The organism is Marinomonas atlantica (genome assembly GCF_001639725.1).
Taxonomy (GTDB): Bacteria; Pseudomonadota; Gammaproteobacteria; order Pseudomonadales; family Marinomonadaceae; genus Marinomonas; species Marinomonas atlantica.
Map to the genome: position 1 here is coordinate 134471 of NZ_LTAW01000002.1, position 19417 is coordinate 153887.

Here is a 19417-nt window from a genome sequence, read left to right on the forward strand (position 1 = left end):
CTAGTACAACAGCAGGGAGGTTAGGAGTAACCATTGAATAATGACGTTTGGAAGCAGCAAGTTGAAGGTTGCCTTGCATTAGTGAAGCTAAAGCATCAAGCCGCTTTTGAGGAGCTGTATCAACTTACCAGTGGTAAGCTTTATGGACTCATTTTTAAGATGGTGTCAGATAAAGACATTGCGGCAGACTTATTACAAGAAAGTTTTACCAAAGTATGGCAACAAGCTCAGCAATACCGTTCTGATTTAGGGAATGCTTGGGCGTGGATTTGTCAGTTGACTCGTAATACGGTCATTGACTGGCTTAGAGTGCAACAACGTAAGCCAAATGAGGTCAATGAAGATGAAATCATAGAGCTTGCAGCGGGTGATAATGACATTTGGGAGTCAAATAAAGATCTGAGTGAATGTCTTAAACGTATTCGTGAAGAACCTAGAAGTGCCATTATCAATGCATATCTTTATGGTTTTAGTCATTCTGAGCTGGCTGAAAAAATGTCGATTCCCCTTGGTACGCTTAAGTCTTGGATCAAGCGTGGTCTAAAGGAGTTGCAACAATGCCTCGAAGCCTAAGATATTATCAAGCTGATATTCAAGATCATCTGGCGAGTCAGTATATCTTGGGAACACTTTCACCTTTATGTCGTCGCCGTACAGAGTCTTTAGCTCGTCAAATCCCTGAGCTTGAAGCACGTATTTATCATTGGCAGCAGCGTATGGCCCCAATTCATAATCACACTGATAGTCTAGAACCTCCGAAGCGTGTATGGCAAGCCCTTGCAAAAGAGGTAGGCCTTAAACCATATAAGTCATCACGCCTACAACGATTATGGCAATCCGCTTTACCATGGCGGTTATCGACCGCGGTTGCGTGTTTATTATTAGTGGCTATGTTGTTTAACCCTCCAAACCAGCAAAATATCACAGCGCTTCAATCGGCGAGTTATATGGCAAGTTTACATCCTATTTTGCCTACTGAGAGCGGCTCGCAAGCTGAGCCACAAATGGTATTATTAGCTTATCAAGGAAATGAGGCAAAGCCTTCGCAGTTGCGGTTGCAGTGGAACCAGCGCACGACTAAAACGGACACCCAAGGCTTATATATATGGGCTAGCAGCCGAGACACAGGACAGCTTATTTTGTTAGGAAAACTGTCTGATTTAAAAAATGGGCGAGATCTTAGCAAACCTGAATGGGCGGCCATCAAAAACAGCGCAGAACTATTGGTGATCGATGGTCAAACTCGTGAAGATAATGTTCGCTTTCGTGGCGTATGTGTCCAGTTGAACACATGGAGTGTTACAGAGGCAAAAAATATCAGCCTATAACGTATTTTTCTTTATCTCTTAATTTTGACAACTGGATTTTTAGCAGTCTATCGGCATGGAATGAATAAAAAATACAAAGCTCGTATTGCTCGAGCAGTTCAATACATTGAAAGTAATCTAGCGAATAAAATTTCGCTGGCTGACGTTGCAAGTGTGAGTCATTTCTCGGACTACCATTTTCATCGAATTTTTACCGGTATGGTTGGTGAAACGGTCAATGATTACATCGTTAGACGTAGACTTGAGTGTGCTGCTAATTTATTGATCTTTAGAACTGAATTATCGGTTACGCAGATCGCTTTAGAAAACGGCTTCTCGTCAACAGCCAATTTTTCAAAAGCAATAAAACGTCACTTTGGCTTCAGTCCGTCTGAGATACGAAACCCTGACAAAATTAAAAATAGCAAGATTGGAAAAATCTCTAGCAAGTATGGAAAAGAGTTTAGCCCTTTAGATTTGTATCCTGCTCGTATCACTAATGAGGTGATGAATTACAACATAAAGGATACAAAGATGAATGTGGAAGTAAGAGAACTTGATTGTTTACGTGTATGTACATTGGCTTCTGAGCGAGGCTATGAACTTGATGCCATCTATTCTGCTTGGGATAGACTGATAGATTGGGCGACAAATCATGGCATACAGCAGGATGAACAAAAGCGTTTTGCCTTGGCGTTTGATAACCCAACTGTCACCCCAATTGATAAATGCCGTTATACAGCTTCGATCGTCATTGGTGATGAGGTTTCAGTCCAGTCTCCATTTATATCCTCTGAAATACCGAAAGGAAAATATGCGGTACTTTATTATAAAGGGGCGCCTGAAGATGCTATACAAGCTCAACTTAGCTTGTATTCTAATTGGTTGCCTGAAAGTGGGTTTGAGCCAGATGACTTTCCAATGATGGAACGTTATCTAAATGATGTTAGAGCGGATGGCTATCTTGAAATGGAAATCCACGTAAAGCTTAAAGTATTATAAACAGTTTGAAATGCAAGCTTGGCTTTAGAACGGTTAATAGAGACAAGTGACATCCATAAGATCCCGTATAAAACGGGATTTTATGGATACAAAGGACAGTACATTGTCAGCGGTTAAAGGGTTATTGGCACTGCCACATGATTGGGCAATCTTCCTGAATCGCGGCATTAAGCATCTCGATCAAGGGAACAGCACGGGTTGCGAGGCTTACAGTTGGCTCTTCTTGCTCAGCATTGTTATTCGATTGCATTGATTGATCATTTTCTTTTTCATGCGTGACGGCGGCTTTTAGCTGTTCTAGAGCATGTGGAATATTCTCTGCTTTAATCGCACCTGACTTTGTTTCAGGTTGCCCCATCATTGTTACCATTTGTAGCCCTACAGAGCCAAACATTGTAATGTCTGCGTATGCGTTACATTGGAAAGTCATCAACATAATCTAGCCTCATAATTCGCTGATTTGCTTAAGTTAAGCCTTAGCTATCTTGTCAGTGTAGACCGAGATACCTACTTAAGTAGGTTAAGGCTTCTTGCCGATATCACTGCCATTTAAGATACAAGGGGCTAGACGCAAAAAAGCCAGTCTTAGATTGGCTTTTATTTGACTACATACCGAGCTTGTTAAGTTCTTCTAGCTCTTCGCTATGCCAGATTTTACGTTTAAAACGCGGATTCTTAGATGACATGTCGATCTTGTAAGGATTTTGTTCGTGCGCTTGCGGTAGACCAAGAATGTTGCACAGTTCTTGAGCAAGCCATTTTTCTACTTTCAACACGACTATTTTCTTACGTAGACGACCCTGCTCATCGCGGTTCAAAATCGTAGGGAGAGTGTTTAATGTCAAAATCTCACCCAGTGCAGGGTGTGCCATACGTTCACGGCCTTCATTGCTGGCATAGAAGTGTGATACCGCAAATACCATGCGCTCTGGGTTGATTTGCTTCAAGAATTGGCAAGATTTGATGATTGTTGAACCGGTGCGAACCATGTCATCAAATAGCACGATGCTAGCACCGTCTAGACCTTCAAACGTATTCTCACTTTCTTTGTGCAGCGTAATTTCAACTTTGCGTTCTGCCGTACGCTCTTTGTCGAGCATAATGAACTTAGCTTTCTTCAAACCAAGTGTGTTGTACATTTGTTTAACGAAGTCACGAGCGCCTTTATCTGGTGCACATAATACTAGGCCTTCACCATCTTCGCCGTAGCTCAAGATATCAGAGTTCAATAAGTAATGAGCGTAGATTTCGTATGGAATCAGGTTATGGAAGTCACCATCAAACACTTCATTGAAGATATGCTGAACAGAATCAGAGTGGTTGTGGATCGTCATGACGGTGTCAACGCCAGAGAACTTCAACATTTGAGCATAAAGTTTAGCTGTGAACGGTTGTCCATCAAACTTTTTAATGTCTTTTACATCACGCTCAAAGCTCGTCTTACCAAGGTCTTTATCAGGACCACGATCTTGCGCGCTGTAGAATAGATCTGGTTCTACTAGAATCACGCGCTCGGCGCCGTTTTCTTTAGCTGCACGGGCAATGATAAAGTTCGTCATGGCAAGCTCTTGGCGGCTTTGCACATGGCTGGTCGTACTGACAATGATGACTGACTTGCCTTCTAGCTTGCGTCCGATGTTATCGAAGTCGGCTTCGTCAGAAATGAAGCGAGGACAGAACTCTGAGTTCATAAAGTGCTTCATACTGATGATATCAGCGATGTCTTCATGTTGGCCCATTGCATAGGCGACATCAATGGCAAAAGGGTTATCAGAAGAGTTGCTAACAACGACGACGTTGCTTGGGTAGCTGGTAGACAAAGTCATTAAAGATCCTTAACGAGAAGAGTAAAGCTGCGAGCAATTTTAATATGTATGGGCGTTCAGTAATAGGCGGTCAGTCGCTTTAATGACAACAAATATCTCAATTTGGGGCTACTTAACAAGATATTGTGTTTGCATCGAGAACATTTGCCTGTTTAACGATGTGTTTCACAAGAAAAAAGGTGAACGACGCCATGAATGCCCAGTTCGTATTAGCCAACTTTACTGACGGGAATAAGTGAACATTGTAGTAGTCCTTTGAAAATAGCAGGTATGAAAAGGCCATTGATTGATAAGGTCGAAGTTCGTGTCAACCAATGTCCCTAGTTATACCTGCAAACATTCATAAGTAAGTCTTTCGCTTATACTTTGAAGCTGCCGACATGGTTTTGAAGAGCTTGGTAAAGCTCAGATATATTTTTTGACTGGTGGTTTATAGTGTTTGAAACCCCTTTTACAGCATCAGTTTGGTCTTTTAATGACACCAAACTTTCATTGATATCGTTGGCCACTTGAGATTGTTCTTGGGTGGCCTGCGCCGTTTGAGCTGCCATGGTTTCCACTTTAGTGAAAGAAACATGCAGCAAGTCAAAAATACTGATGACGTTGTCGAAATTTTCAGCAGTAATGAGTGCATTATCACAACTACTTTGAGTTGATTGAGACGATGCTTTTACGCTTCGTTTAAGTTGTGCAATCATACTTTCGATTTCATTTGTACTGTCTTGGGTTCGTGTGGCTAAGGTGCGTACCTCATCGGCAACGACGGCAAAGCCTCGACCTTGCTCGCCAGCTCGAGCGGCTTCTATTGCTGCGTTAAGTGCTAATAGATTGGTTTGCTCTGCAATAGTACGAATGACTTCTAATACTGAGGATATGGACTCAGAATTTTTTTCTAACTCGTCTGAATGGGACAGAGCTTGTTTGATTTCTTTTACGAGTGTTGATACCGCTTGCTGTGAGTCTTTAACAGCTTTAGTACCTTTTTCTGTCAATCGGTTCGAGTCGCTGGCTTCTTTCGATGCATTACTGGCAATGCTGGACATTTCTTGATTTGACATATTCATTTCATGACCTGCACTGACAATAAACTCTGACGACGTTACTAAAGCATTGACGATGTCTTCGGTTTGGTCAGAAGCCGATTTTAATTGTGTCGTCATCGTACCTAAAGAGTGGGATTGCTTTGTTATATTGATAATCATCTTTTGTAGACTCCCAACAAAGCCGTCAAATTCATTCGCTAAATCCCCCAATTCATCTTTGGAAGAAGACTGGATGCGTTGCGTAAGGTCGCCATCACCTTCTGCAATTTCACGTATTCGATCACTAATGTGTTGAATATTACGAGTTAAACGAAGCGGTACAACATAGCCGAATATCAAAGCTGAAATGAAAGCGATGATAATGACAATGACAGCGATGAGCTGGAATTGAGCAATTTTTTCGTTGGTGCTTTGCTCCATTTTTCGAGAGTAGTTTTGAACTTTCTCGCCAGCGTTGTCTAATATATTACGTAACGCAATGAAGCTATTTTCGACGTCAGCAAACTCAGTAGAGTTGATCAATGACGTAGAGTTCTCATTATTAGCTAAGTAGTCGGAGCTGTTTTGATACCATTCATTGAATTTTGTATTGAAAGTCAGGTACTTATTAGATAATTCGGGTTCGTCTTTTAAGTAAATACGATACTCATTGAAGTGCTCGATGACTTGAGCAGCATTCGTATGAAAGTTTTTACTTGCTTCGCTATAGGATACAAGGCCATTTCGAGCGTGTTGGAAAGCTAAACGAGCTTGGTATAAATCACGGTCGGCGTTTAAGGCAGCTGAGATCGCTTCTAAATATCGCTCAAGCCTGGCTTGAGTAATGGTATCAACTGTACTACGTGTATGTTTTCTCAGAGTTTCACCGGCGTCGTCCAGCATAAGACGTAGATCTGAAAACTGTTGTTCAATGTTAAGAACTTCACCGGAGCGTTTCTTAAGTGAGGCGTTAGCAAAGTTTAGCGTATTACTTCGATCAATCCATTCCTGATAAAGTCGATCAAAATGGCTAAATGGCTCAACCAGCTCCTTGGGCTCATCTTTTAAATAGTTTCGATAAAGCTGAAAGCGATCAAAGACTTGTTGTGCATTTTCAGAAAAAGTGTCTTTATTTTGAGAGACAACCCCTTCACCAGTGATGAGTTTCTCCTGTGCTAGTCGAGCTTGGTAAAGATCTCTATCAGCATTTAGAACCTCTGATATGGCTTCGAAGTAATGCTCTGCTTGGGTTCTCATTGCATTTGATTGGAAGGAACTTATTAGCATCATAAACCCGAATAACCCTACTAGAATTAATGCTAAGCATACGATGGGGAGCATAACTTTTACTCGAATAGAATGTAGACGCATGATCAGATCCTTTGCTTGCGAGTGTTGATATAAAAGCTGGTTAAAACTTAGCTTAGAATAGGAATTCTAAGTGTGCAAAAAACATACAGTTGATTTGATCAATTTCTTTGGATGTGTATCTTTTTCAGAAATCATAGCGTCTGAACTTTTAATCTTATAGGCTATAAATTGAGCAATATTCGAATGGAAAAATAATTTTGGAGGCGAACATGGAAACTCACGAACATTCGTTAAGTGCGTTGTTTGAACAGCTAGGATTAGATAGCTCAGAGCAGGGAATTGAAACTTTTATTTCTGAGAGTGATTCTATTCCAGAAGGCATGCTTCTTTGGGAAGCACCAATTTGGTCGGAGCCGCAAGCACAAATGCTTAAGCAAATGAAAGACGAAGATGCGGATTGGGCGACAGTAGTTGATGAACTTGATTTGATGATGCGTTAACCCATATTAAAACTCAACATGTGTATTATTGTTTAACAACAGCATAAGTGGGAGGCATTTTTGAGTAATCCTGATACCAACTGTCTCCCCTTGATCTTCCCTTCATAGCCCCCAAATAAGTTGGATCAGTCACTACCAACGAGCAATATTATGTCTGCCAAAAATGTCGTTATTACGGGGGCCAGCCGCGGTATCGGTTTGTCTTTTGCGTCTTTGTACCAGTCGCGAGGTTATCATGTATATGCTGTGTGCCGCACAGCCAGTAATGAACTTAAAGCATTGGGTGTTACCGTAATTGATGGCGTCGATGTCACACAAGAGTCGGGTATTACACACCTTGTTGAAGCCTTATATGGTGTTGATATTGATTTGCTAATTAACAATGCAGGGATCTTAGCAAATGAAGTATTAGGAACCATTGATAAAGACTCTGTGCGACGTCAGTTTGAGACAAATGCTTTAGCTCCTTTAGTTGTGACTGAGGCTTTAATGGGACAGTTCAGTGCTCATGCGAAATTAGCATTGATCACCAGTCGTATGGGGTCTGTTACAGACAACACCAGTGGTAGCCGATACGGCTACCGTATGTCAAAGTCCGCGCTTAATATTGCGGGTATGTCTTTATCCCATGATTTGAAACCACATGGTGTCGCGGTGGCAATTTTGCATCCTGGCTTAGTCGGTACACAAATGATTGGTGGCTGCGGTGATATTACACCCGATCAAGCTGCGGAGCGGTTGGCGCAACGTATTGAAGAGTTGACACTTGAGAACTCGGGGACTTTTTGGCATTCCAACGGTGAAGTGTTACCTTGGTAAATACAACAAGAGGGGACCTTTTATCCCTTTTATCTGTAAGTGTATTCAACCGTAGAGATCTGGCGTGATTATAGTAAATAAACAAGTATTGTTATTTGATTTGGATGGCACGCTGGTAGACAGTGCGCCGGATTTGGCTGCTGCGGTCAACCAAACGCTCATTCATTTTGATCGAGAGCCATTTCCTGAAACGACAGTTCGTAATTGGGTTGGTAACGGTGCATTGACGTTAATTTCCCGTGGTTTAAGCGGTGATAAAAATGTCGATCCTAGGTTGTCCCAAACATTAGTAGATGATGCATTGGCGGTTTTCTTAGACTTTTATGAGCAGTGCGTGTGTGATAAGTCTAAGCTGTATCCGAATGTGAAAGACACTTTGTTAGCTCTTAAAGCACAAGGCTATCGTTTGGGTATTATTACCAATAAGCCGGAAAAGTTTGTTGCACCGATGTTAGATGGGTTGGGGTTAGCGGGGATCTTTGAACTGATTTTAGGCGGCGATTCGCTTGCAGAGCGAAAACCTCATCCGTTACCGCTTTTTACTGCATGCAAATGGTTTGAGGTGTCGGCCGATCAATGTGTCATGATTGGCGACTCTAAAAACGATATTCTGGCTGCTAAAGCAGCAAAGATGGATAGCATTGGTCTAACCTACGGTTATAACTATGATGAAGATCTAGCCATACATCAACCTAATCATCTCTTTAGTGACTTTAATGAGTTGCTATCTGTTCTAAAAGATATTCAAGAACCTGCTTAAAAACGATCAAACGAAAAAAGCTTGGCTATCAGCCAAGCTTTTTTGAGAGCAATTAGCGAGCAGTTAGCTAAAATTTCTTGCCAGTGCTTCAGGGTAGTTACGATCACGTGCGAGCTGTTCCGCCAGCTCGGTAATTTCATCATGATTACACTGAGTCGTGACTGGGAAATAATGCTCATTGAGATAATGCTGCGCCTGTTCCGAAGTAATCACACCTGTATCGAGTAAATCTTTCAAAATAGCGTCAGCTGTTGCCAATGCTGACGACGCTTTGACAATTTCGGCACGTGCATAACCTTGTTGATCAAATGATACATCTGCCGCGCGTAGATCTGGATCTTCTCCGGGAATTTGCTGAGCACCGAATAATGGTTGAGATGCGGTATTCGCGGATTTGAAGTCAGGAATAAATTGAGCAATATGCGCAATATTGCTAACTGTACGTTCTTTTACTAGGTGATCTGGCCATTGATTATCAATTTTCTTGATAAAATGTGGCGCTAATCTAGGCTGCGCACTTTGCTCACAACTGGTGACTAAGCCGTCTTCAAATAAAGTGATTGCTTGAGTCATACCGTGTAGTTGGAAGTATCCTCCTGGATATGGTGTTAATTGCGCCATACCTTGAGGTGTACCTCGTTGACCATGAAAAACCACTTCAGGCCAAAGACCTTGGCATTCAGGCCAATGTGTCACGAAAGACGCCTTAAACTCGACCATACGTTGTCGTTTGGCATCAATCATATCGTCTAGCTCGCCACTTTTGAATCCACATGCGTTTACTACGTAATCGTATTCAGTCACTTGAACGTCTTGATCAGTACTCGCTGCAGAATTATAGGACGCCGGTTTTGTGGTGATTTGCCAACCGTTGCCAGTTGCGGCGCTGGGGCTGATGTCTACAACACTTGTAAGTGTTTGGACATGGCAGCTTGGTAGCCTTTCAATGGCTAGATTCGCAATGGCTGCCCAACGAAACGCAGATAATCCGTACTCCTGAACCACGACCAAAGGAAATTTCAGGGTGTTTAAATTCACCTGCTTGGCAAACGCGACCAACCAATCTTCGTCACATTGTGCTTGTTCTGGTAGAGGTCTTTGGCCAATGGCTTCAATTTCTGCTCGGTTATACAAACGAAAGTAATCAGCTGGTTTGCCTAACACTTCGTTGCTGGCATCTTGATCGACCAGTACTTGATACTGTGCGCGCAGTTTTTCCAAGCGAGGCAATAAGTCCAAAGGTTCACTTGGATCTGACGTTGGTACGGCCAAAACCGTTGGGCGTACATTGATGCTCTGCGCATAGACTTTTGTTGTGTCGATAGATTGTTGCAATAAGGTCAAGCACTGCTGATCTGAAATTTCACGGTAGAGATTACCGCCCGCATGTAAATGGCAAAATGGAGGGCCATTGACTAAGCTTGGACCTTTCTCGATTAGGGTTGTATCGATTCCCAGCTCGGCCAGACGTAATGCGATGGTCGAGCCAGCGACCCCTGCGCCAACAACAGCTACTTTTTTTGCTTTAGCTGCGCGCAAGTTTTCACCTGTAAGTGTTTGAGTCATTAACTTCGCTCATTCTGTAAAGGTTGAGTTATTTGGCGCCATTCTACGCGGCTAATGCTTGTTTTTATAGCAGCATGCCGTATGCATTTGCTGTAAAAAAGGCATTTACTTTTATCGTGCGAAGAGTGCAAATAAAGCTAACCTAAGTGCATCGATTTAAGGTCTATTTGCGTTACTGCAGATTACGCCATGGTTAGGCGTAAAGGTACGAAACAAGTCTAGAAATGGTTCATAAAAAAAAGCTAAGATTTCTGATTGTTAATCTAAGTTGCTCATAAGCACTTGTCACTTATTAGATAGAGAGAGTAGACGTGGAGCATCGTATTCGCGCCGCTGGAATATTGATTCAGCATGACGCTATTTTATTGCTTCGAATAGCGGATGAAACCGGTGAGTATTGGGTACCGCCAGGCGGTGGATTTGAGCCTGAGGACGTTACAAGCAAAGGTTGCCTCCGACGTGAATACTTCGAAGAAGCCGGCATTGAAGTCACAATTGGCGAGCTTATTTGTGTTCGTGAATTTTTAGAGTCTGGGACGAATCGCTATAATATCGAGCTTTACTACCATGTGACGAATTACACTGGGGAACCTCATTTAGAGAATTTAAAAGGCTTAAACGATGAGTCCGTTATCCAAGCGGTAGAATGGGTCCCATTTAGCGAGCTGCATCAACGTCGATCTTATCCAGATGACTTGCTATATCTAGTCGATAAGGTAGGACAAAAGGACTTCAGTCACCATATTGGGAGTTATATCCAAGGGCCTGATGAGACAATGAATCGTTTAATTTAGGCAGATTAACTTATAAATAACCCTCCGGCTGCTCTAGTTCATGAATGAGGTAATTGGCTTCTTCCACTTTGTCATTTAACGCTTGCTGCGCGTCTTGTAACCCGCGATTATAAAAGTAGGGGCCAAGTTCTTTAGCCAAAAAATCGATCAGAAACTCTGCCTCAAAGGCACCGATGTCTTGGTCTAATTCATCGTCAAAATAACGTTTTACTTTATGCACCATATTGTCTTTTTGATCTTTTGAAAATTCGATGTCTTTCATTTCGTGTCCTACGTTTAATGTATTGCTCATGATTTATCGTGATTATATATCATACCGAAACACTTTCTTTACTGGTTCATTCAGTCGTTATGTCCTGATTTTAATGCCTGTGTCTGTTGAAAAAACCATAAGCAAGTCCCCAGTTGTGCTTGGATCAGCTATCATTCGCTTATTAAAGAATAGGATGATCAGGCGACTTACACAGTGACCAATATAGAAAGTGAAAAGTGCTGCTGGGCGATGTGCCCCGAGTGCCAAGGCCGAGGCAAGCGTAGCCGACGGTTGCGTAAAAAAGTACGTTTACAATACCAAAAAGAGTTGGCTGCTTTCGAAGATAAAGGTGGTGAAGGCGAGGCGCCAGAGCGCCCCAAAGGGCACCCAGAAACATGCTGGAAGTGCCACGGCAGTGGTTTGCTTGCTAGTGAAAGTTTTTTGCCAGTGAATGAAGCGTATCCGCACGTGGCCATTATTGGTGGTGGGATTGGTGGTGTGGCGTTGGCGGTGGCGTGTTTGCACCGTGGTATCCCCTACACGCTGTATGAGCGTGACAGCAGTTTTGATGCGCGCTCTCAAGGTTATGGGTTGACGCTTCAGCAAGCCAATAAAGAGATGGCAGGATTAGGAGTCACAGCATTGGCTGAAGGCGTTGTGTCGACAAAACACGTGGTTCATACTCCTGAGGGAAAGGTCGTTGGTGAATGGGGCATGCGAAAGTGGGTACACGAAGGCACTAAAACAGCGCCTAAGCGCACCAATATTCATGTGGCGCGTCAATCGTTGCGACAAGCGTTGATTCAACAACTTGATCGCCAAAATAACGTGCAATGGAACCATCAATTAATGTCGTTTGAAAGGTCACCGGAAGGGCGTGTCGATCTGACGCTGAATGTGTCTGGTGAGGTAAAACACGCCAAAGCAGATTTAGTCGTCGGAGCCGATGGCATTCGCAGTATTGTGCGCGAGCAGATCATTGGGGAGGCGCAAACCCCATTACGTTACCTTGGCTGTATTGTGATTTTAGGCATTTGCGCTTTAGAGGCGCTTGATGATCTGCAAAGTGATTTGTTAGATGCGGCGACGGTATTTCAGACCGCCAATGGAAATGAGCGAATCTACATCATGCCTTACAAAGCCAATTCCGTGATGTGGCAGTTAAGCTTTAGAATGAGTGAAAAAGAAGCGCTTCAGCTTAGTGGAAAAGGACCAGTGGCTTTAAAAGAAGAAGCGCGCCGTCGAACTCAATGGCATGATCCGATTCCACAAATCTTATCTGCTACCGATGAAGCTTTGGTCTCCGGTTACCCTGTTTATGACCGAGAACTGTTAACGCCTGAGCACTTTTTTGAAGCACAGCAAGCGACGCTTATTGGTGACGCAGCGCATCCGATGAGTCCCTTTAAAGGTCAAGGCGCGAACCAAGCGTTACTGGATGCGCTGGGGTTGGCGCGAGATATTTCTACTGGATGTTGGCCACTGTCTGCTTGGCGAGACAAGGGCATTCGAGAGGCGATCCTCACAGACTTTGAAGCGCAAATGTTGGCTCGCAGCTCAGTGAAAGTACAAGACTCTGCCGCGGCGGCAGAATTTTTACATTCGGACATCGTATTGCAAAAAGTAGATGAGCCTCGTGGTCGTAGCTTAAACATTGTTAAACGAACAACATCTTAAATGATGTGGGAGTACTCTATGTATCAATCGGTTATCGACTTTTGGTTTTCCGAGCTTGAAGCGAAGCAATGGTGGCAAAAAGATGCGGCATTGGATGCAGCGATTAAGCATCGATTTGAAGCGCTTCATGTTCAAGCTAAGGCATGCGAATTGTTTGAGTGGCGCAGTACCGCATTAGGGAGCTTGGCGGAAATCATTGTATTGGATCAGTTTTCTCGCAATATTTTCCGCGATAAGCCTGAGTCTTTTGCCAGTGATCCACTCGCGTTGGCGTTGGCACAGACGGCCATTACAAAGGGCTTTGATCTTGAATTGCCCGAGACGCAACGAAGCTTTTTATATATGCCCTTTATGCACAGTGAATCCAAGCAGATTCATGAGCAAGCACTGGTATTATTTACCGCACTTGGCAATGACAATAATTTAAAGTTTGAGCAGCAACATAAAGCCATTATCGATCGTTTTGGGCGTTACCCTCATCGCAATGAAATCTTAGGGCGTAACTCTAGCCAAGAAGAGCTGTCATTTTTACAGCAGCCAAATTCGAGCTTCTAACGCATTCTCTGTTAGACTGCCTTTTTGCCTAATTAGGCGGTCTCATAGATATAGGAATCCCAATGAGCCATGCGCAACAGAACAACCCACTACATGGGTTAAGCCTAGAAAAAATTCTCACACGTTTGGTTGAGCAATACGGTTGGGAAGGTCTTTATAAAGAGGTCAATGTAAAGTGTTTTAGTAATGATCCATCGGTTAAGTCTTCGTTAAAATTTCTGCGCAAAACCCAGTGGGCAAGAGACAAGGTCGAAGCGTTGTATATCAATACATTTGCGTAGGGACCATAGACGTCAAACTTGAACATTGATCAGTGCGCCTATATCAAGTGCGTCGATATCGGCTGGTCTTCGATGTTAATGAGTGTATTGGCGTCATTTTCCTTATTTTTGAGCTAATTCGTACGTTATCAATCTATAGCATTATTCTTCAAATATAGGCGTTGGCTTTTTATGCTCATCGATTGCGACAAAATTAAAATGGCCCGTAATGGCTTTTTCGCGCTTATCGCTATAGAGCTCTTCTAAGAAGATATTGACCTCGACTTTCAAAGAAGTGCGGCCAACTTTTACGACACGGGCGACAAGCTCGACTAAAATTCCGGATGGGATAGGGCGTTTGAAATCCACTTGCCCTGTCGAAATCGTAACCACTTGTTTGCGGGCAAAGCGTGTTGCGGCAATGTAAGCCACTTCGTCCATCCACTTGAGTGCTTCACCACCAAAGAGCGTGTCATAGTGGTTTGTGGTACTTGGGAAGACCATTTTAGCGACCCGCGTTTCAGATATTTCTTCGCGCTTTTGAATTAAAAGAGTGTTCATCATGACGTTATTGCTCTCTCGAAAATCGATTATATTATTGCTATTGGGTGTGCTGCTGGCGGGTTGTGATCGCCGTTTCGCTCCACAGGCGCTTTTTGAATCCTATTTAAATGACCTAAATCGGTCAGCGTTTGTTCAAATCGAGGTGGATTCAGACGTGTCATTGCTGCCAATGCCAGAATTGAGAGCACGGCAGATAGCGTTGAGTCAATTTGATGTTGGCTTATTAGAATTTTTGTCTCTGCAACGCTGTGATGTTGGCTCTTTAGCCGGACAACGCAATAGTATACTTGGACGGGTCATGGCGACAAGTCAGCGTTTTGTATACGAGCTGGCGATTATTCATGCGATTCGAACCTGCGAAATAGAGAATACCGAACTTGCGACAAAGTTGGCCAATGTGGCGCAAGTAAAAGCTAGTGAACTGCCGTTCGCTTTGTCTAATATGCTCTGGGCTGGAGAAGAAACGGCCTCTTTATTTAGCATGGCTAATGGTTATCTTCCGCTTTCTCCTGCTGAGTCCCACTACCAAGAATTAATCGCGGGGTTACAGCATCTTAAACGTGTTAGTGATCATTTAGATGAGATTCCGCAAGTGGCCAGTGCTCAAATTGAAGCTGATATGAAAGCCATTTATGAAAGTGAGTATTTGGGGAAATTGCTGTACAGCATTGCTCATATTCGTCATTACTTAGAGCAAACCAGTGCCGCGCTTGAACCACTCAGCCAAAGTCAGGATATATGTGGTGCCCCGTTAAACTTTCTTAAGCAACAATTTGAAAAACATTATATTGACGTTTTACAACCTTACATGGCGCGAATAAATACCGTCGCGTATCAAGTACTTCCAGTGGTGCAGCAGCTAGGCGTTCAAAGCCCAATTGATCACTCTGAGTGGCGTAAATTTATAGCGCAGTTTGATATGCAGTCGTCAAACAGTGAGTGGCAGCGCTATTTGATCGCTTCTCGCGAGCATGGACAAGCATGGAGTCGAATTTTTACGGTGTGTGGGGAAAGTGTTGGCGGCTAGGCTTGAGTGGTGAGTAAGTTATCGACTGCATCTACAGCATTGTAAGCAGATATGGCGCCTTGAGCCAAAGGTTCGTGGCTAAGCGCTTTAAGTAGCGCAATGTTTGCTGTTGGGTTGCTGCTGATCCCTGATGAAAACTGGATTGGACGATTGACCGCATGAGGCTGGTGTTGGTTTAGTGTGTCCTCTTCGCTGCGTAAGCTTGGCCCAGGCTGACTAAAGAGACTCATGAACAGAGCAAAGTTGGCGTTCCCGGATACCCGAGCACCTGCTTTCACCTCATGGGTTAACTGTGTTTCTAAAACGTCTCTAATATTCATAAATGCCACGTCTCTTGGATAGTCACGTTATCGGCATTTGTGTGAATTCTTTAATAAAGTCAGCAAATTAAGCTAAAGTTTTTCATAGACAGTACGTTTATAAAGGTATTGAATAAAGCGACGATTGCTTAAAAACTAGACGCTATCAAGAGGATGGCACCTAGCTGGCAAGTCGCTTAGTTCCCAAGTCTGATTAGGTTGGTTGGATGCACAATATAGATGAGCTAATAGATAACGTAAGGCATAACGAGCAGATTGCGCTGAAGTTTTTTGATATTGAGCGCTGTATTTTATCGATTGGCCGCTGTGATCAGTTTGTCTCCACGCTTACTAAAGAAGTGCAGAAACAATTCAATGTCCCATTTGTTTGGGTCAACCTTATCAACGAAGCTCCCCTCGCTCATCTTGTTGAAACATTAGATAAAACGATTGGTTTAAAAGATCGTGTTTTATTCACAAGACGCAGTGCAATGATCGATGCAATCGGCACTGGCATTAAAACAGTACAGGTTAATCAAGACATTGAGCGTTACTGGGAAGTGATACCACAGTCTTATCGCGGTGTTGTTGGATCCGTTGCGATTTCGCCATTGACTATAGATGGCGAGTTAGTTGGGCTGTTTTGTCAAGCTGATCAAGATCCAACCCGCTATGACTCTGCCACCAAAGATACGTTTTTATTGGATCAGTTATCGATTAAGATTTCCATTTGTTTGAGTAATGTAACCGCTCGGGAGAAGCTAGAATATCTAGCGACCCGCGATCCCCTTACTGGCTTACTTAATCGCCGCCAACTAGAGTTGATGCTTGAGCGAGAATTTGCTCGCTGTAAAGGTCAAAATCGGGATTTAACCGCTGTCTTTATTGATTGCGATGCTTTTAAATCGATCAACGACACTTTAGGGCACAATTGTGGTGATGAAGTGCTAGAATACATAGCGAAACGTCTTTTGCGGCATGTTTATAAGCAGGGGTTGGCGTTCCGCTTTGCTGGAGACGAGTTTGTTTTTGTAATACCTGGGAAAAGCTATGAGCAAGCCATCGCGATTGCGGAGTCTGTTCATGACTACTTGCAATCGAATCCTTTGCGTTACAAAAGCAATCTTGTGCCAATCACCATCAGTTATGGTGGTGCTAGTGTATTGTCTGATGCCCCTAGTAGCTATAAGCAATTGCTAAAAATAGCGGACGAGCGTCTCTATAACTACAAAAACAATCGCAAGCGATCTGTTCCTACGAAAGTCTTCAAATTTCTGAACAAAATACGCTAAATGTAATAAAATTACATTATTTAAGGGTGTTATTTTCCTGTTCAGGTGTTTTTACATGCTTTTTCGTTGTAAAATTTCAGAAAATTAAACTCCTAAGAGGTTTACTATGTCTCATGCTTTGATCGCGGATTTGGGGGGGACAAACGCACGTTTTGCCTTGGTACCGATCAATCAATACCAACCACAAGAAGTGAGCGTTTATTCATGCAAAGAGTATGAGTCTTTCTTCGATGCCGTTTCTGCTTATGTAGATCAATGTAGTGTGGACTTTGATTCTATCGATGCGATTGTTCTAGCCATTGCGGGTCCTGTGAACCAAGAGGTTATTCATTTCTCAAACAATCCTTGGCATTTCACTCGCGAGCAAATCCAAGATCATTTCGGTGCGGATAAAAAAATTGCATTACTAAATGACTTTGACGCCATTGCTCACAGTCTTGAAGTGATTCCTTCAGATGAGTTGGCACAAATTGGTGAACCTTCACTCGTCGATCCTAAAGCTGCAGCTTGGGTATTGGGTGCAGGGACCGGACTAGGTGTTGCGTGCGTAGTTCCGCAAGAGAATAGCGTAAATATAGTGTTGCCTAGTGAAGGCGGGCATGTGGATTTAGCAACGTGTAATGATCAAGAAGACTATATTTTACGCTTCCTTCGTGACCGTCATCATCGCGTCTCCGCTGAGCGAGTTATATCCGGCATGGGTTTGGAAAACATTTATGAAGCACTGGCTTTTAGAGCGGGTACGTCAAAACGTTTATCTGCACCTGAAATAGGTACCGCCTTTGAGCGTGGTGATGACCCTATAGCCGATGCGACATTTGCTCAATTTTTTACCTTTCTAGGGCGCTTCACAGGAGATTTAACTTTATCTGTTGAAACGCGCGGTGGTGTTTACATTGCCGGTGGCATTGTGCCGCGCTACCTAGAGCATATTAAGCGCAGCGCGTTCCGTGACGCTATGCAGGACAAAGGTCGTATGAAGGCACTCGTATCGCCGATCCCGACGTTTGTTGTTATGTCTGAATACCCAGGGCTGGTAGGGTGCGCCAACTACGCATCGTATCTTGTAGATCAAGCCTAATAGAACCGGAGAGAAAAAGATGAAGGCAAGTTTAAAAGCCTGTGATGTGGTAATTTTTGGTGGCGGTGGTGATTTGGCCATGCGCAAACTTCTTCCAGCTCTCTATCATTTAGACCAAGACGGTCTGCTGGCAAAAAATACCCGCATTATTGGTGCGTCACGCCGCGACATGAGTGCGCAGGATTACCAAGACAAAGTGCGCGAAGCCCTGAATGAATTCGTACCTGCCAGTGTTGGTGATGAAAATACGTGGCCTCGTTTTAAAGAGCGCTTGAGCTATGTTTCTGTTGATGCGCAGGAAGAGTCTGACTTTGCTCGATTTAATGATCACAATGTTGGCGACGATGAGAAAGATGTCGTGTTTTATCTGGCTACGTCGCCAGATCTTTTTGGTTCAATTTGTTCGTCGCTTGCCAATCATGGCTTAAACCAAGAGCGCATGCGTGTAGTACTTGAGAAGCCGTTAGGCCGTGATTTAATTTCGTCACGTGCGATCAACGATGAAGTGACGCAAAACTTCGGTGAAAAACAAATTTTCCGTATCGACCATTACTTAGGTAAAGAAACGGTACAAAATCTTCTAGCAATTCGCTTTGGTAATACCTTGTTTGAGCCATTATGGGACAGTGCGCACATTGATAATGTACAGATTACTGTGTCTGAAACTGTTGGCGTAGAAGGGCGTTGGGGTTATTACGACAAAGCAGGCGCGCTACGTGACATGGTTCAAAACCACTTAGTGCAGTTGTTGTGTTTGGTAGCGATGGAACCTCCGGGTCGTAACGATGCCGATTCAGTACGTGATGAGAAAATCAAAGTACTCAAAGCTCTGCGTCCTATCGAAGGGGCTAATGCGTACACCAAAACTGTACGTGGCCAATATGCGAAAGGGATGATTAACGGTAAAGACGTTAAAGGGTATTTCGATGAAGAAGGCTCTAACCTTGAGTCTCGAACTGAGACCTTCGTTGCATTAAGAGCGGATATTGATAACTGGCGTTGGGCAGGTGTGCCATTTTACCTACGTACAGGTAAGCGTTTGGGCCAGCGTTATTCTGAAATCGTGATTCAGTATAAGTCGATCCCGCACAGCATCTTTAATGACGAAAGTAACCGTCAGTTGCAACGTAACCAGTTGATTATTCGACTGCAACCAGAAGAAAAAATCTCTTTAACGGTCATGAACAAAGTACCTGGTGCGGGAGAAGGCATGAACCTGCAACCTGTTGATTTGAACTTAAGTTTAAGTGAAGCGTTTAATAATAAGCGCAGCCCTGAAGCTTACGAACGTTTATTGCTTGATGTTATGCGTGATGATGCAACATTGTTTATGCGTTACGACGAAGTGGAAGCTGCTTGGAAATGGGTAGATGGCATTATGGCCGCTTGGAGCCAAACCAGTGAGCGTCCAAAAGAATATGCTTCTGGCTCTTGGGGGCCAGCCGCGTCTATGGCACTTCCGATTAAAGATGGCCGTAACTGGCACGATTATTAAATTAAGG

At 43.4% G+C, this 19417-nt stretch carries 21 protein-coding genes; 14 read left to right on the forward strand and 7 right to left on the reverse strand.

All coding sequences use genetic code 11. The features are described 5' to 3' along the window. The first annotated feature begins 33 nt into the window (after nucleotides 1–33). The 3 genes from AYW75_RS03300 to AYW75_RS03310 are packed head-to-tail and all read left to right on the forward strand — an operon-like array spanning nucleotide 34 to nucleotide 2309. A complete protein-coding gene (locus tag AYW75_RS03300) occupies nucleotides 34–573 on the forward strand; it encodes an RNA polymerase sigma factor (protein WP_067095365.1) in 540 nt (179 codons plus the stop codon). Further along, complete coding sequence (locus tag AYW75_RS03305; protein WP_067095368.1) at nucleotides 558–1328, forward strand: hypothetical protein; 771 nt, start codon at nucleotides 558–560, stop codon at nucleotides 1326–1328. The genes AYW75_RS03300 and AYW75_RS03305 overlap by 16 nt, the downstream gene beginning before the upstream one ends. Before the next feature lie 60 nt (nucleotides 1329–1388). Further along, a complete protein-coding gene (locus tag AYW75_RS03310) occupies nucleotides 1389–2309 on the forward strand; it encodes an AraC family transcriptional regulator (protein WP_067095370.1) in 921 nt (306 codons plus the stop codon). Between the two features lie 121 nt (nucleotides 2310–2430). Here AYW75_RS03310 and AYW75_RS03315 read toward each other — a convergent pair whose 3' ends face one another. The 3 genes from AYW75_RS03315 to AYW75_RS03325 all read right to left on the reverse strand — a co-directional run bounded on the left by AYW75_RS03315 (nucleotide 2431) and on the right by AYW75_RS03325 (nucleotide 6528). Further along, nucleotides 2431–2745, reverse strand: a complete 315-nt coding sequence (locus tag AYW75_RS03315) for a DUF1840 domain-containing protein (RefSeq protein ID WP_067095373.1) — start codon at nucleotides 2743–2745, stop codon at nucleotides 2431–2433. Nucleotides 2746–2914: 169 nt separating this feature from the next. Further along, complete coding sequence (locus AYW75_RS03320; RefSeq protein ID WP_067095376.1) at nucleotides 2915–4135, reverse strand: phosphoribosyltransferase family protein; 1221 nt, start codon at nucleotides 4133–4135, stop codon at nucleotides 2915–2917. Between the two features lie 359 nt (nucleotides 4136–4494). Then, nucleotides 4495–6528, reverse strand: coding sequence for a methyl-accepting chemotaxis protein (locus AYW75_RS03325; RefSeq protein ID WP_067095378.1), 2034 nt, complete (start codon nucleotides 6526–6528; stop codon nucleotides 4495–4497). A 209-nt stretch (nucleotides 6529–6737) separates the two neighbouring features. On the opposite strand from AYW75_RS03325, the gene AYW75_RS03330 reads away from it, so the two are divergent. From AYW75_RS03330 to AYW75_RS03340, 3 genes are all read left to right on the forward strand, one after another. After that, on the forward strand, nucleotides 6738–6968 hold the full coding sequence (locus tag AYW75_RS03330) for a DUF2789 family protein (RefSeq protein WP_067095381.1): 231 nt from the start codon (nucleotides 6738–6740) through the stop codon (nucleotides 6966–6968). 150 nt (nucleotides 6969–7118) lie between these two features. Next, nucleotides 7119–7787, forward strand: a complete 669-nt coding sequence (locus AYW75_RS03335) for an SDR family oxidoreductase (RefSeq protein WP_067095383.1) — start codon at nucleotides 7119–7121, stop codon at nucleotides 7785–7787. A gap of 64 nt (nucleotides 7788–7851) precedes the next feature. Next, the gene (locus tag AYW75_RS03340) at nucleotides 7852–8547 is read left to right on the forward strand and encodes a phosphoglycolate phosphatase (protein ID WP_067095386.1); all 696 of its coding nucleotides are present in this window, start codon (nucleotides 7852–7854) and stop codon (nucleotides 8545–8547) included. Between the two features lie 63 nt (nucleotides 8548–8610). Here AYW75_RS03340 and AYW75_RS03345 read toward each other — a convergent pair whose 3' ends face one another. Beyond that, a complete protein-coding gene (locus AYW75_RS03345) occupies nucleotides 8611–10113 on the reverse strand; it encodes an FAD-dependent oxidoreductase (RefSeq protein ID WP_067095389.1) in 1503 nt (500 codons plus the stop codon). 311 nt (nucleotides 10114–10424) lie between these two features. On the opposite strand from AYW75_RS03345, the gene AYW75_RS03350 reads away from it, so the two are divergent. Further along, the gene (locus tag AYW75_RS03350; RefSeq protein ID WP_067095393.1) at nucleotides 10425–10907 is read left to right on the forward strand and encodes an NUDIX domain-containing protein; all 483 of its coding nucleotides are present in this window, start codon (nucleotides 10425–10427) and stop codon (nucleotides 10905–10907) included. Between the two features lie 10 nt (nucleotides 10908–10917). Here the strand turns inward: AYW75_RS03350 and AYW75_RS03355 are convergent, their stop codons facing one another. Next, complete coding sequence (locus AYW75_RS03355; protein ID WP_331709514.1) at nucleotides 10918–11199, reverse strand: DUF2164 domain-containing protein; 282 nt, start codon at nucleotides 11197–11199, stop codon at nucleotides 10918–10920. 174 nt (nucleotides 11200–11373) lie between these two features. Between AYW75_RS03355 and AYW75_RS03360 the strand changes: the two genes are divergently transcribed. From AYW75_RS03360 to AYW75_RS03370, 3 genes are all read left to right on the forward strand, one after another. Beyond that, nucleotides 11374–12837: an FAD-dependent oxidoreductase gene (locus tag AYW75_RS03360; protein ID WP_231886136.1), complete on the forward strand. Its 1464-nt coding sequence runs from the start codon at nucleotides 11374–11376 to the stop codon at nucleotides 12835–12837. Nucleotides 12838–12855: 18 nt separating this feature from the next. Further along, a complete protein-coding gene (locus tag AYW75_RS03365; RefSeq protein ID WP_067095399.1) occupies nucleotides 12856–13392 on the forward strand; it encodes a DUF924 family protein in 537 nt (178 codons plus the stop codon). Nucleotides 13393–13454: 62 nt separating this feature from the next. Next, nucleotides 13455–13673 carry a VF530 family protein gene (locus tag AYW75_RS03370; protein ID WP_067032191.1) on the forward strand — a complete coding sequence of 73 codons (219 nt, stop codon included), beginning with the start codon at nucleotides 13455–13457 and terminating at the stop codon, nucleotides 13671–13673. 141 nt (nucleotides 13674–13814) lie between these two features. Here the strand turns inward: AYW75_RS03370 and AYW75_RS03375 are convergent, their stop codons facing one another. After that, complete coding sequence (locus AYW75_RS03375) at nucleotides 13815–14216, reverse strand: acyl-CoA thioesterase (RefSeq protein ID WP_231872552.1); 402 nt, start codon at nucleotides 14214–14216, stop codon at nucleotides 13815–13817. Here AYW75_RS03375 and AYW75_RS03380 point away from each other — a divergent pair. Further along, nucleotides 14215–15243 carry a DUF3080 family protein gene (locus tag AYW75_RS03380; RefSeq protein ID WP_082856372.1) on the forward strand — a complete coding sequence of 343 codons (1029 nt, stop codon included), beginning with the start codon at nucleotides 14215–14217 and terminating at the stop codon, nucleotides 15241–15243. The genes AYW75_RS03375 and AYW75_RS03380 overlap by 2 nt on opposite strands. Here the strand turns inward: AYW75_RS03380 and AYW75_RS03385 are convergent. After that, complete coding sequence (locus AYW75_RS03385) at nucleotides 15240–15563, reverse strand: hypothetical protein (RefSeq protein WP_067095401.1); 324 nt, start codon at nucleotides 15561–15563, stop codon at nucleotides 15240–15242. The two genes, AYW75_RS03380 and AYW75_RS03385, sit on opposite strands and share 4 nt — an antisense overlap. 206 nt (nucleotides 15564–15769) lie before the next feature. On the opposite strand from AYW75_RS03385, the gene AYW75_RS03390 reads away from it, so the two are divergent. The 3 genes from AYW75_RS03390 to zwf all read left to right on the forward strand — a co-directional run bounded on the left by AYW75_RS03390 (nucleotide 15770) and on the right by zwf (nucleotide 19410). Then, nucleotides 15770–16834 (forward strand): sensor domain-containing diguanylate cyclase, encoded by a 1065-nt coding sequence (locus AYW75_RS03390; RefSeq protein ID WP_067095404.1) that lies wholly within the window; start codon nucleotides 15770–15772, stop codon nucleotides 16832–16834. Nucleotides 16835–16940: 106 nt separating this feature from the next. After that, nucleotides 16941–17915 (forward strand): glucokinase, encoded by a 975-nt coding sequence (gene glk, locus AYW75_RS03395; protein ID WP_067095408.1) that lies wholly within the window; start codon nucleotides 16941–16943, stop codon nucleotides 17913–17915. A gap of 19 nt (nucleotides 17916–17934) precedes the next feature. Beyond that, a complete protein-coding gene (zwf, locus tag AYW75_RS03400; protein ID WP_067032176.1) occupies nucleotides 17935–19410 on the forward strand; it encodes a glucose-6-phosphate dehydrogenase in 1476 nt (491 codons plus the stop codon). Nucleotides 19411–19417 lie beyond the last annotated feature (7 nt).